Below are 13821 nucleotides of genomic sequence, written 5' to 3'. Positions count from 1 at the left end.
TTAGACGGCTGGTGATATTATTCGCCTTTGTTGGCTTTGGTATCTTCTTGGTGTCTTATGCCTTGTTTGACACCAAAAACCCCATCTCAGAAGACAACATTGAAACTGCCCAACAGATACCAGACACACCAAGTCAAGACCAAAACCAAGACGAACAAACCGCTGAATTGGCAGACCCAACGCCCATAGGGCAGGGCGAACCCATACAACAGGCGGTATTACAGCACTTAACCAAAGATGAGCTGATAGAATACGTTAAAACGAGAGAAAAACACGCCAAAAACGAGCTAGAAAAATACAAATTACAGGTAGAGCAAGAACGCTTGGCGATACTCATGCAATACGACAATCTGCAAAAACAGCTCTTAGAACACGATAAGCAAATCAAAGACTTTTATGCCCGTTTGGAGCTGTACAAACGCCACTTGCCCAAGAACTACGACATCATTCAAGCCGACCCAAACTTACAAGTTAAGGCGGTCGTAAAAAAAGGCAACAAATGCAACGCTTACAATGCTCACGGCAATCTGATGAGCCTAACTATGGACGAATGCACCTACTATATCCAAGAAGCAGGCAGATTGCACAGGGGCAATGGGCAGACCACTGACATCAAGGCTGACCCTGTGCCTAAGGTGCTGAACGACAACCCCAACTTTGGGCAAGGGGCATCAACCATACCAAGCACCCCCAACACCGAGCCACCACCAACATCAACAGATATTTCTTGATTTTATTTGCCAATCATCTTATAATAACCAAATGTAATTTATTGATTGATTTCAATAAGTTACAAGCAATACTTCGCATAATGTATATTATGTTAAATACCTTTGCTTGGCAAAGACAAGCTAAGGGCAAGCCCAGCCTATTGTAACATAACCAAATTTATGCGAAATGTTGGGGCAACGCCATTTTTACAATCCAAGAATTTCTGATTTTTTTATTCATCAATTTTGAGCAAAACTAGAAAAGTTTGTGGGTAAATCCCACTACTTTTTATCAAAATTATAAACCATTTTTAAACAGATAAACTGTATACATACGTCATTACAAAAACGAAACTGATAAAAAAACGACTGTTCGTTTTGTTTATAAAGCAGTTTGCACCATTGACATACTCTGATATAATGCCATTTTGTATTTTGGAAGATTGCCATGAAGATTGCCTTAACGTGCGGTATTATCACCCTATCTTGCTTGCCCATATTTTCATTTGCAAACGAATCTTTGACCGTTGGTGCGTTGGCGACATTTGGTGCTAGCGACTATGCCGTTGATGATAAAGTATCTGCCGTGCCATTATTTTTATATGACAATGGTCGCATTTATGCCGAAGGTGCCGAGTTTGGTGCATATCCCCTAAAAAATGACAAACATTGGGTGCGTGTCGGTGTCAGTTATGACGGTCGCCAGTTTGATCCAAATGATGCTAAAATTGCCAATTTGCGTCATCTGGATGAACGCAAAAGCTCAATAAATGCTCACGCCAGTTATATGTACATCACACCAATTGGCGGTTTTGAGCTAAAAGCGACCACAGATATTTTGGATAAAAGTGATGGTCAAACGTTGGCACTGGCTCATCGTAGCCGTTTTCATTTTTATGGCAATAAGCTCATCATTTATCCAAAATTTGGGGTAACATGGCACAGCGATGATTATAATAATTATTATTACGGCGTGTCATCTGCCGAGTCTGTACGTACAGGTGTTCGCCAGTATCATGCCAAATCAGGCATTTCACCTTTTGTGTCAGTCAGTGCCAAATATCGCTTATATGATAAAGTCGGTATTTTTGCCAATCAGCGTGTAGAATGGTTATCATCTACTCAAAAAGACAGCCCACTTACCGATGATAACACAAAAGCCACCACCAGCATCGGCATGACTTATGATTTTTAATAGCCCCCCATTTTAGCAAACGCCCTACTGCTTTTAATGACTAAAAAAACCACCTATGATTAGGTGGTTTTTATCAATGATAATCAGCTTTCGCCAGATTGTGTTTGGATATAGTTTTGAATGCCAATATCATCAATTTTTTCTTGTTGGGTTTCTAGCCAATCTTCATACTCTTCGTTGCCGTCTTTAAGTTTCACCAAAAGCTCACGAGAGACAAAATCACGCTTTTGAGTGCAGACATCAATGGCTTCTATCAAAATGTCGTGCTTGCGTTTTTCTAGGCGTAAATCACATTCTAAAATTTCTTGAACAGTTTCACCAATCAAAAGCTTACCTAATTCTTGTAAGTTTGGCAAACCTTCCAGTAGCAAAATACGCTCAATCAGTTCATCAGACCATTTCATCTCCTGAATGGACTGCTTAAAAAATGCATCGTTTAGCTCTTCTACTCCCCAGTTTTTGACGATACGAGCGTGCAAAAAATACTGGTTGATGGCAATCAGTGATTGCCCAAGCACCAAATTTAACTGACGGATAACGTCTTTATCACCTTTCATCTGTCTTTCTCCTTAGTGAGCAGAACCGACCATGTTTGGCTCAGAAGTTTGACTTTGTAGGTAATTTTGCAGACCCATCAATTCAATCAAACGAAGTTGTTTTTCCAGCCAGTGTGCGTGGTCCTGTTCGGTGTCTTCTAGCTGACGCACAAGAATATCACGAGTTACATAATCACGCTCAGCTTCACATAAGGCAATACCTTCTTTAAGGTGTTCTTGCACAGCATATTCAAGATTAAGGTCAGATTGCAACATGGCAGGCACATCTGCACCGATATTAATCTCACCTACTTGCATATTTGGTGTGCCACCTAGCATGATGATGCGGTTGATGATAAGACGTGCGTGTAAAGTTTCGTCTTCCATTTCGTGATAAATGCGGTCATGCAATTTACCAAGTTCCCATTCAGCGTACATTTGCGAATGGATAAAATATTGGTCTCTGGCACCAAGTTCGCCTGCCAACAAAAAATTAAGATAGTCAATGACTTTTTGAGATGCTTTCATAATCATGCCTTTTTTTAAATAAAAGAAACAAGATGACCTTGTATGTGCTTATATTATCATAAAGCCCATCTTGAAACAGGGCTAAATTGTATGGCGAATGAACTGCGAACGAATTGCAATGTAAGAACAGCTATCACAATAAAAAAAATTTTCACCCAAGAGTGATTCTTGGGTGAAGTGGAGAAAACGAAATGGCATACCTGCTAACATTATGATTTTTTTGGATTTTTGTTGTTATTATGTTATTGAAACCAACTACCAAACAATAACTGCTATTATTTAATTTTATAAAACTAAAAATAATTATCAATTAAAATAATAAAACGTAAAAAATCTTTATCATGAGACTTAATTTTTTGTAAAAATATTGTAATAATTTTTACAAAAAATTACATTAAGCACTCATAATATCAATGGCAAATTTCGCTTGATGCTCATCTACCAAATCTTGCACCATTGGCACACAACAACCACAACATGTGCCTACAAGCAACTCATCTTGCAAAGCCTGCACGCTGTCCACACCTTGCAGCATGGCAGTTCTTATTTGGGTGTCCTTAACATCATGACAAATACAAACATACATGATAAAATCCCTAAATAAAAAGTAATAAAAATAAGAATGTTTACGCTTCGTACTTAATAATACTATATTATCAATAATTATTATTATTTGCAAGTGTTAATTGGGATTTTTTATAAAAAAATTTAATTTTTTAAAAATAGACTGATGGTTATAGATATATTTTTAGGACATTAAAAATCCCCATATTGTTGGGGATTTTGTGATTTTGGTAAATTATTCATCAATAAATGACAACCAATGCTTGTATTTATCATTACGACCTTGCACCACATCAAAATACAAACTTTGTAATTGCTCGGTCAGCTCGCCACGTCCGCCTTTGCCAATAACACGGTCATCATATTCACGAATGGGCGTAACTTCGGCAGCCGTTCCCGTCATAAAAATCTCATCTGCCAAATAAAATTCATCACGAGTGATGCGACGTTCTACCACTTTAATGCCCAAATCATGAGCAAACTGGATAATCGTGCGACGAGTGATGCCATCTAATGCCCCGCCTGCCAAATCTGGGGTGTGTAATTCACCGTTTTTGACCAAAAATAGATTTTCACCTGAGCCTTGGCAGACATATCCCAATGGGTCCATCAAAATGGCTTCATCATAGCCTGCTTTGGTGGCTTCTTGGTTGGCAAGGATAGAAACAGGATAATTGGCAGCGGCTTTTGCCTTGCACATGGTAACATTGGGATGATGGTGAGTGTAGCTAGATGTTTTGGCGCGAATGCCATTTTTAATGCCATCTTCACCAAGATATGCCCCCCATTGCCATGCAGCAACTGCTGAATGAATGGTGTTGTCTTTTGATGAAATGCCAAGTTTTTCAGAACCTACCCAAATCAAGGGGCGAATATAGGCACTTGCCAAACCATTTTCACGCACGACATCTTTTTGGGCTTGGGCAAGTGTGGCATGGTCATAGCGAACATTTAACTGAAAGATTTTTGCAGAGTTGAGCAGTCGCTCAGTATGCTCATCTAAACGAAAAATCGCCGTACGACCATCAGCTGTCTCATACGCACGCACGCCTTCAAAAACTGCCAAACCATAGTGCAAACTGTGGGTCAGTACATGAACTTTTGCGTCTGGTTGTGAGAGCATCTCGCCATCAAGCCAAAGTTTGCCTTCTTGTGTTGCCATGTTCATAAAAATTTCCTTGGAATGGATAATGATGAAGTTGGTATGATTAAAAAGTTGATGACTTGGCATTATATCATAGTTTTAATCATAAAAAACCGTCAAATTATTAGCCCGCCTGCCAATTGATGCCTATAAGCCGATGGCGGTTTCCATCAACACAAATTGACGCATATCATTTAGCATGGTGGTATCAAAGTTATGAATAAAAGCAAAAGACATCGCCCTATCGGGGTCGCAAAACGCCACCGAACCATTATAGCCCATGTGTCCATAAGCATTTGGTGTGTTTTGCAGGCTAAATAAACGATGAAAACCTGACCGCCAACGCATATTGGCAGGCATGACCGCATCAAAGCCATCCACACGCACCTGTCTGATATCATCTAGCACATCAGGTGTGATAAGGGTTTGACCGTTGTATGTGCCACCATTGGCGTGCATGGCATACATCACCGCTAAGGCATGAGCGGTAGAGACACCATTAGCAGCAGGAATGATGGCTTGGAGTACTTGCTGAGTGTGATATGCCAAACCATCTCGCCCATTGGGCATGAGTGCATTTTTATAATTAACAAGATTCATCTTGGTGGTGTCAAAATACAGCTTGTTAATGTTAGTGGTGTTAAGTTCTTTATTATCCTTATCCAGTTTGTCTTGCCACAAAGACGATACGGTAAAATCTGCCAGCGTATCTAGCATTTGGGGCGTATCAGGTTTTAAGGTTGGTTTACGCTTGGTGGTTTCATCTGTAAAATAACGCAGTGGTTTGGCGATTTTATCCAGTTTATCAGATGGCAATCCCCAGTACATTTGCCCCACCACTCCCAACGGTTTGGCAAGATACTCATCTAGGGCGGTTTGTAGTGGCATTTTTGTAACACGCTCTACCAACCCACCTAAAATCCACCCTGACACCAAAGCACTATATGCACTGGCATAACTTTGCTTATCTTGCCCTTTTGGTATGGTAGGCGACATTTGGGCAACCTTGGTGGTCATCACTTGCCAATCGGTCAGCTCATGCAGCTCTTGGCTGATACTTGCCACGTCAAACAGTCCACTGGTATGTGTCAATATGTGGCGTGGCGTGATGTTTTGCTTATCATTGACACCAAACTCTGACCAATAATGACAAATTGGTGTGTCATAATCCAGCATACCTTGTGATACTAATACCGCCATCAAGGTTGCCATCACCCCTTTACCAATAGAAAAATTCACCGACAGCCGTTTGTCGTGCCAATCGCCATCATCATCAAGCCGTGCTTTGCCAATACTAGTATTAACCACTTCTTGACCATCTTTACAAATCACCAATGAACCGCCAGCAGGCTCATCATCAAACTGTAATGCTTTTAAAATCTCAGGAAAATCTTGCCAAGTCATGTCTTGCCTTATGATAAAAATAAATCAGGATAAATAAAACCAAAACAGGGCGAAAATCGCCCCTTAGTCAGTAAAGATGATGTTATAAAAAGGTGATTTTGCCCATCAAATGTGGTTTGTCTGTACCTGATGAATACAAAGCAAATGCCCTGCCATCATCTTCTTGGCACGCCACAAAATCAATCTTAGATGGCAAAAAAATCGGCAGTTTAAAAGAGACATCAACACGATAGGCTTTGGGCAAATCGTGAAATTGAGCAATGCTTGCCGCCTTTGACCACATACCATGAGCAATCGCTTTGGGGAAACCAAAAGCTCGTGCTGATAGTGGGTGCAGATGAATCAAGTTAAAATCGCCAGACACAAAAGCATAACGTCGCCCAATGTCTTCTGGGATATAAATCAGCTCTTCCCAACCATTATCATCAGGCACAAGCCTTGGTGGGGTTTGGGTGGGGGTTTTGGGTTTGTCTCTTTCGGCTTGGCGTTCTTCGGCGGTCTTTTTTTGGCGAGACAGATAAGTAGATACTCCTTCCCACACTAGCTCACCATCAATATGGGCGGTGGTAATAAAGTCAAATTCTTGACCTTTATCATGAGCTCTTAGGTTGTCAAGACGCACACTTAGGGTTGGGCTTTCGGTGTCATAGATGGTGCGATATTGTGTTACGCTGTTTTCAGTATGCACTAGCCCAAGCATGGCAAAAGGAAAATCTGGCTTTGCCATCATATTCATTTGCAAAGTTTGCGACAGTACCGCAAAGTAAGTGGGCGGTATGCGGCCATCATTGACAAACCCACAAATTTGACGGTAATTTTTTAAATTGGTTTCATCTATTGCCATTTTTTCTATGCGATAAACCGCCGTAGGTAGGCTATTTGCTCGGTTGTCGCCAAGGGGAATCAGGCTTTTAACAACATTGGCATAAGTGGTGTGCATTTTTGGCAATTCTTTAAATGTATGCTCTGCCATAAGATACCTTTGAAATTTGGTTTTGGTTGTGGGGCTTACCCATGATTATCACGCACCCAGCAAGCTAAGTCCGCATACTCGCACGATTTGTCCGTTGATACCGCCTGATTGTGGCGATGACAGCCAACTGATGGTCTCTGCCACGTCCACAGGTTCACCGCCTTGACTCATGGCATTCATACGCCGCCCTGCTTCTCTGATGGCAAAAGGCATGGATGCGGTCATTTTGGTTTCAATAAAGCCAGGGGCGACTGCATTGATGGTGCGGCTGCTGCCTTTAAAGCTTTTGGCGGTCGCCTCCACCAAGCCTATCACGCCTGCTTTACTGGTGGCATAATTGGTCTGACCGACATTGCCTGCAATTGCTGAAATGCTAGACACGCAGACAATACGAGCATCAGCAGACAGCCCATCATGTGCGATGAGATGTTGATTGATATGAAATACTGAGTTTAGATTGATATTAATCACGCTTTGCCATTGCTCAGCGGTCATGTTGGCAATGGTTTTATCACGAGTGATGCCTGCATTGTGTACCACGCCATCAAGCACGCCACAAGCACGCATGATTTGCTCACCTGCATCAGGAGCGGTAATATCAAGTGGCAAGGCTTGACCACCAATGTTACCTGCGACTTTTTGTAACTCATCTAGGGCGTTTGGCACATCAAGACACACCACCTTAGCACCATCACGAGCCAAAACTTGGGCAGTCGCTTCCCCAATACCACGGCTTGCCCCTGTTACCAAAATGGTTTTGCCTGCTAAGGGTTTTTTGGGGCTGTCAAGCTCCACGATATCTGCCTTAGTGATGGTGATTGCTTGACCTGACACATAAGCGGATTTTGATGACATAAAAAACGCCAAAGCAAATTTTAGGTGATGTTCAGCTCCGATTTGGGTGTATAATACATTGGCACTGATGCCTTTTTTAAACTCTTTGGCAACTGATTTGGCAAAACCTAATACCGAACGCTGAGCTAGGGCAAATGCCACGTCTGTCCCTGTACAACATTCAGGACGAGCAATGATGATGATACGCCCTGATGATTTGATACGTCTGGCGATTTTATGAAAAAAATCATACATTTTGGTCAAGTCATCGCCATTTTTTAGGGCGGTTGCATCAAAAATCACCACTTTAAAACGGGCATTGTCATCAGACAAACGCTCATCAAGCGTATCTTCTGTGGTGATTTTTCCGTCAAGTTCGGTCAAATATGCCTGTACTGATGAGAAAACATCGCCCTCGCCTGCTAACGCCACCTCACCAATCAACACAGGCTGACCCATCTCAAAGCGGTCAAGTTTAATGGGCATGGGCAAGCCTAAATTTTTGGCAACTTTTTTACCCAATGATGACTGCACCAATTCGCCATAACGGTCGCTCATCATGTCTCCTTAATATTTATTTGATTTTGTCATTATAACGTGAGAACGTTTGTGTTTCAACTTTTGCCCAACGCACTTTTAATAAAATATGACACAACCTGCCAAAAAACCTTCTTTTTTATTTAAAATGTGTTAAGCTAGATTTATAAAGCATTTTGTATCATTTAATATCAGGAGAACACATGACTGACATCAAAAAAGTTGCCATCATTGGCGGTAATCGCATTCCTTTTGCTCGCTCAAACACCGCTTATGCAGATGCCAGCAGTTTGGATATGCTATCATCAGCATTAGATGGTTTGGTGGCACGTTTTCAATTGGCAGATAAAGACATTGGCGAAGTGGTGGCAGGTACGGTGTTAAAGCACAGTCGTGATTTGAACCTAACTCGTGAAGCTTTATTAAACACCGATTTAAAACCCACCACGCCAGCTTATGACATCTCGCAAGCTTGTGGCACAGGATTACAAGCGGTGTTTGCTGTGGCAAATAAAATCGCCCTAGGACAGATAGACAGTGGTATTGCAGGCGGGACTGACACAACGTCAGATGCACCAATTGCCCTAGGCGATGGCATTCGCAAACCATTACTGCGACTGAACCACGCCAAAACCACCAAAGACAAACTGTTGGCACTGACCACACTAAACCCAAAAACACTACTTAGCCTACCGCAAAACGCCGAGCCCAGAACTCGCCTATCTATGGGCGAACATCAAGCCATCACCACGTTGGCATGGCAGATTGACCGTTTATCCCAAGATGAGCTTGCCAAAAACAGCCACCAAAATCTGGCTCGTGCTTATGATGAAGGCTTTTTTGACGATTTGATGACCCCTTATAAGGGGCTAACACGTGATAATAATTTAAGGGCAGACACCACCATAGAAAAACTTGGCTCGCTACCTGCTGTCTTTGGCAAATCACAACCTAATCCCACCATGACCGCAGGCAACTCATCTGCCTTGACTGATGGGGCATCTTGTGTGCTACTTGCCAATGATGAGTGGGCAAACAGATATGGCTTTGAGCCACTTGCTTATATCACTCATCAGCAGACAGCGGCGGTGGATTTTGTGGGTAAAAACGGACTGACCGAAGGCTTGTTACTTGCCCCTGCTTATGCCGTGCCAAAAATGCTTGCCAAAGCAGGACTGACTTTGCAAGATTTTGATTTTTATGAAATTCATGAAGCTTTTGCGTCTCAGGTATTGTCCACCTTAAAGGCGTGGGAGAGTGATGAATTTTGTCAAAAACAGCTAGGGCTTGATAAAGCATTGGGCAGTATTGACCGCAGTAAGCTCAATGTCAATGGGTCGAGTCTTGCCACAGGACACCCTTTTGCTGCCACAGGGGGGCGAATCATCGTTACCGCTGCCAAACTGCTTGCTCAAAAAGGCAGTGGAAGAGCCTTAATCAGCATTTGTGCTGCTGGTGGTCAGGGCGTAACGTGTATTTTGGAGCGTTGATTTAAAGTTAAAAAGGTAAAAAATGAGTACTTATTTACAATATGTTGAAATCGTCCACAACCCATCATCAAAACCAATAGACAAAGCGGTGATTTGGCTACATGGACTTGGGGCAAATGGGCATGATTTTGCCGTATGTGTGCCACATCTGGGCTTGTCTGATGAGCTGTCTGTGCGTTTTATTTTTCCGCACGCCCCACACGCCCCTGTTACCATCAATGGGGGTTACGTCATGCCATCGTGGTATGACATCATAGAGCGAAGTCTTGACCGCAAAGTAGATATCAAGCAAATCCAAACATCTGGCGACTGGGTTGATGAGCTGATAGATGAACAAATCGCCAAAGGCATACCTGCCAAAAACATCATCATTGCTGGATTTTCCCAAGGGGGAGCGGTCGCTTATCATTATGCCCTAAGCTCTGACAAAAAACTGGCAGGACTTATTGCCATGTCCACTTATTTTGCCACCAAAGATGTCATCACACCCAAACACACTGACCTACCCATTCGCATAGACCACGGCAGTTATGATGATGTTGTGCCAACTACCCTAGGCGTGCAAGCGTATGAATATTTGACAAGTTTGGGCTACACGCCAACATTTCACCAGTACCCCATGGCTCATCAAGCATCTTTGGCACAGCTTGCCGACATTGGGCGGTGGATAAATGAGATGTTTGGTAAAAAAGAGTAGTTGGTCATAAAGCAAACCATAAAAACCCAAATTTTAGGATTTGGGTTTTTTGTTGTGTGAAAAACATCTTAATCAGGGAAAGTTTCAAACGGCATGGGCTTATCGTGAATATATGACAGATAGGTCTTAATCCCTTCTTAATCAGGGAAAGTTTTGAACGCAATCCAAAATTTTAGCTTTTAAAATCAATGGGTTAAAACCACTGATTTTAGCTCAAAACCAAGGCAAAAAAGCTGATGAAATTTTAATCAAATTGTTAAACAATTTTCTTGCTAATTCATCATTAGCCATTTTACAATTCTACCAAATTTTCTTAATAAAATATAGGTATTTTTACAAAAATGGCTAAATTTTTTACACTAAGACAAGCCATCTTCAATCACATCTTGCCACACATCACGCACAAAGCTACGCACTTCTTGCCAGTCGCCATCATCGGTGATGATACTTTTGTCAGACAGTGCCAACTCGTGTGTTTTTTGGCGTAATTTAAGATAAGCATCTGTTAATGCCTGACAACGACTGGTTTGCCACAGTCCTGTTTTGGCAACTTCTTCAAAAATACGCACATTATCCGACCAAATCGCCAAATTTGGATAAACATGAGCATAAGACAGCACCATAAATTGTGCCAAAAATTCAATGTCCACCAAACCCCCAAAATCTTGTTTGAGATGAAATTCGTGGCGGTGGTGCGTGCCAAGATGGTTTTGCATTTTTTGACGCATGGCAAGCACATCGGCTTGTACTTGCGTGATGGGGCGAGATTTGGTCAGTACATGGGTGCGTATTTTTTCAAACATCGCCAAAACCAACTTGTCGCCTGCAATGCCCCGAGCTCTGACCAAGGCTTGGTGTTCCCATGCCCATGCTTTTTGGGTTTGATAAATCTCAAAAGCCTGAGTAGAGACAATCATCACGCCTGCATTGCCCGATGGTCTAAGACGCATGTCCATCTCATAAGCTCGCCCATCTCGGGTCTGAGTGGTCAGATAGTTAAGCACCTTTTGCACCATGCGAGAAGCAAGCTTCATGCCACTGACTGACTTTTGGGCATGATTTGCTTGGGTGTCAGCTTTTTCATCTATATGGTGCAAAAACACCACGTCCAAATCAGACGCATAAGACATCTCAATGCCACCAAGTTTGCCATAACCAATAATCGCCACACCCATCGTCTCATCAGTGGCATACTCACCTGATAACAGCTTTGGATAGCCATGTTTTGCCACCAGCTCATCAAACGCTCGTCTTAGGGCAGATGAAAGCACCACTTGGGCAATAAAGGTCAGGCTGTCTGACACTTTCATGATGTGTCTAAGCCCCAAAATATCAGCCGTTGCCACCGCAAGCACTTGGCTTTTTTTAAAGGTCCTGATGGCAGACAGATAGCTTTCATCATCAAAAGGCTCAACCCTAAGTAGCATTTGTCTTAAAATGTCGGTCAGCTCCGACTCATCAGGCAAATGTAGGTAGCGTTTTTGCAGAAAGTTATCTAGCAACATGGGGTGCAAGGCAAGTTCACGAGCTATCCAAGGGCTGGCTGAAAGCATGGGAATGAGTGCCACGGTGGCGTTTGGGTTTTCGGCTATCATCACCAAATAAATAGACCGCCGAACAATCGCTTCTAACAGTGCCACAAGGCGTGGCGTGGCGATGTTTGCCCTATCCACCCCATCTTGGCAGGCGTGCGTATGTAGGGCGTGTAGCAGTATGGGATAGGCACTTAGCAGGCGAGACTTTGGCTCTTGGTCTAGGCTTTGCACCAGTCGTGATGTCATAAAATCACTCAAACACGCCATGCTGTCATCGCTTAATAGTGTGGCTAGATTTTGTTGAAGTTCATCAGCATTCACCATTTGCTCTTTGGGATTTTGGCGGTCAGTTACCATACGCATAAAAGGTGCGCTGACGTTTTGGCGATGAGTATTTAAGGTCTCCAAAAAACTTTTTTTATCATCAAACCCAAGCGTTTTTGCTAAGTCTGTCAGCTCACCAGCTTTGGGCAAACGTTGGCTTTGTTCATCATGGCGAGCTTGTATGGCGTGCTCGGTACGTCTTAAAAAACGATAGGCACTCATCAACTTATCTGCTTCATCTTGGTTGAGATAGTCAAGCTGTGCCAAGGTTTTTAAGGCGTCTAAACACGCTCGGTTTTGGGCGATGATGGGGTGATGACCGCCATATATCAGTGCGTAGGCTTGGGCGATAAACTCAATGTCTCTAATGCCCCCTGTGCCCAGCTTGATGTTATCTAAATCCTGCCTTTGGGCTTGCTGACTCATGATGAGCTGTTTCATCTCTCGCAAAGCACTAAACGCCGTATAATCCACATAATAGCGATGTACAAAGGTTTGTCTGATGTGGGCAATGCTGTGATAAAAATCATCACTCACCCAGCACACAAGACGTGCTTTTAGCCACGCAAAACGCTCCCATGTCCGCCCATGCTGACCAAAATATTTTTGTAACGCAGGCAAGCTCATCACCAAAGGCGAGCCATCTCCCCAAGGACGAAGCCTCATGTCTATGCGAAACACAAAGCCATGCTCAGTGGTATCTGCCAGCAGCTTGATGATTCCTCGCCCCAAATTTGTCATAAATTTTTGGTTGTCTATTTGTTTTTTGCCATTGCTAAACCCTGCCCCTTGATGGATAAAAATCAGGTCAATGTCGCTGGATAAATTAAGCTCCATCGCCCCAAGTTTGCCCATGGCGATGATGGCAAATTCATCACACACTCGTTTGTTGTCCACCTGCGTCATCGGCTCGCCATAGCGTTGCACCATGTTTGCATAGACAAAATCTTTACAATAACACAAACAAGCATTGGCAAACTCAGACAGCTCATGCGTGAGCTTTTCAAGCGACACCGCACCCAAAGCATCCTGCCATATCCAACGTAGCATTAGGTACTGACGAAGCTGGCGAAGTCCTGCCATGACCAAAGTTTCATCGGGCTGCTCCCCAATAAACTCACCAATCAACTCATCAAAATTTTGTCTTGTCAGTAGCGTTTGTCCATGCACACCAAACCTGCCCAAAAATTTACACGCACCATCGGTGTGCCTGTTGAAAATCTGCATGGCAAAAGGGCTGGCAGTAGCAAGCACAGACATCTCATCGTCAGTTGGGGTGAATGTTTGCATGGATTGACCTTTGGGTTTTTGTGGTTTTGCGATATAATAAAGCATTTTTAAGAAATTTTT

The 13821-nt window shown here is 42.8% G+C and carries 12 protein-coding genes; 4 read left to right on the top strand and 8 right to left on the bottom strand.

The features are described from left to right. A partial coding sequence (locus tag CEW93_RS10855) for a hypothetical protein (protein WP_186727959.1) occupies nt 1-731 on the top strand: 731 nt, incomplete at its 5' end. Between the two features lie 427 nt (nt 732-1158). Continuing rightward, nucleotides 1159-1905 (top strand): MipA/OmpV family protein, encoded by a 747-nt coding sequence (locus CEW93_RS09770; protein ID WP_089538715.1) that lies wholly within the window; start codon nt 1159-1161, stop codon nt 1903-1905. A gap of 83 nt (nt 1906-1988) precedes the next feature. On the opposite strand, the gene bfr (CEW93_RS09765) is transcribed toward CEW93_RS09770, so the two are convergent. The 7 genes from bfr (CEW93_RS09765) to CEW93_RS09735 all read right to left on the bottom strand — a co-directional run bounded on the left by bfr (CEW93_RS09765) (nt 1989) and on the right by CEW93_RS09735 (nt 8446). Beyond that, nucleotides 1989-2462: a bacterioferritin gene (gene bfr, locus CEW93_RS09765; RefSeq protein ID WP_089538716.1), complete on the bottom strand. Its 474-nt coding sequence runs from the start codon at nt 2460-2462 to the stop codon at nt 1989-1991. 12 nt (nt 2463-2474) lie between these two features. Beyond that, nucleotides 2475-2969, bottom strand: a complete 495-nt coding sequence (bfr, locus tag CEW93_RS09760; protein ID WP_089538717.1) for a bacterioferritin — start codon at nt 2967-2969, stop codon at nt 2475-2477. Between the two features lie 394 nt (nt 2970-3363). Continuing rightward, nucleotides 3364-3555 (bottom strand): bacterioferritin-associated ferredoxin, encoded by a 192-nt coding sequence (locus CEW93_RS09755; protein WP_089538718.1) that lies wholly within the window; start codon nt 3553-3555, stop codon nt 3364-3366. Nucleotides 3556-3768: 213 nt separating this feature from the next. Then, nucleotides 3769-4701: a branched-chain amino acid transaminase gene (locus CEW93_RS09750; protein WP_089538719.1), complete on the bottom strand. Its 933-nt coding sequence runs from the start codon at nt 4699-4701 to the stop codon at nt 3769-3771. A gap of 123 nt (nt 4702-4824) precedes the next feature. Continuing rightward, nucleotides 4825-6081 (bottom strand): serine hydrolase, encoded by a 1257-nt coding sequence (locus CEW93_RS09745; protein ID WP_089538720.1) that lies wholly within the window; start codon nt 6079-6081, stop codon nt 4825-4827. A gap of 82 nt (nt 6082-6163) precedes the next feature. Then, nucleotides 6164-7054 carry a MaoC/PaaZ C-terminal domain-containing protein gene (locus CEW93_RS09740; RefSeq protein ID WP_089538721.1) on the bottom strand — a complete coding sequence of 297 codons (891 nt, stop codon included), beginning with the start codon at nt 7052-7054 and terminating at the stop codon, nt 6164-6166. Nucleotides 7055-7102: 48 nt separating this feature from the next. Further along, on the bottom strand, nt 7103-8446 hold the full coding sequence (locus CEW93_RS09735; protein WP_089538722.1) for a 3-oxoacyl-ACP reductase: 1344 nt from the start codon (nt 8444-8446) through the stop codon (nt 7103-7105). Between the two features lie 182 nt (nt 8447-8628). On the opposite strand from CEW93_RS09735, the gene CEW93_RS09730 reads away from it, so the two are divergent. Together CEW93_RS09730 and CEW93_RS09725 are read left to right on the top strand one after the other, a co-directional pair. After that, nucleotides 8629-9915: an acetyl-CoA C-acetyltransferase gene (locus tag CEW93_RS09730; protein ID WP_089538723.1), complete on the top strand. Its 1287-nt coding sequence runs from the start codon at nt 8629-8631 to the stop codon at nt 9913-9915. 22 nt (nt 9916-9937) lie between these two features. Next, complete coding sequence (locus tag CEW93_RS09725) at nt 9938-10612, top strand: alpha/beta hydrolase (protein WP_089538724.1); 675 nt, start codon at nt 9938-9940, stop codon at nt 10610-10612. 359 nt (nt 10613-10971) lie between these two features. On the opposite strand, the gene glnE is transcribed toward CEW93_RS09725, so the two are convergent. Then, nucleotides 10972-13761 (bottom strand): bifunctional [glutamate--ammonia ligase]-adenylyl-L-tyrosine phosphorylase/[glutamate--ammonia-ligase] adenylyltransferase, encoded by a 2790-nt coding sequence (gene glnE / locus CEW93_RS09720; protein WP_089538749.1) that lies wholly within the window; start codon nt 13759-13761, stop codon nt 10972-10974. Nucleotides 13762-13821 lie beyond the last annotated feature (60 nt).

The organism is Moraxella sp. VT-16-12 (assembly GCF_002224245.2).
Classification (GTDB): domain Bacteria; phylum Pseudomonadota; class Gammaproteobacteria; order Pseudomonadales; family Moraxellaceae; genus Moraxella.
Note: the sequence above shows the minus strand (reverse complement) of the source record. Positions and strands in the feature narration are given on the sequence as shown.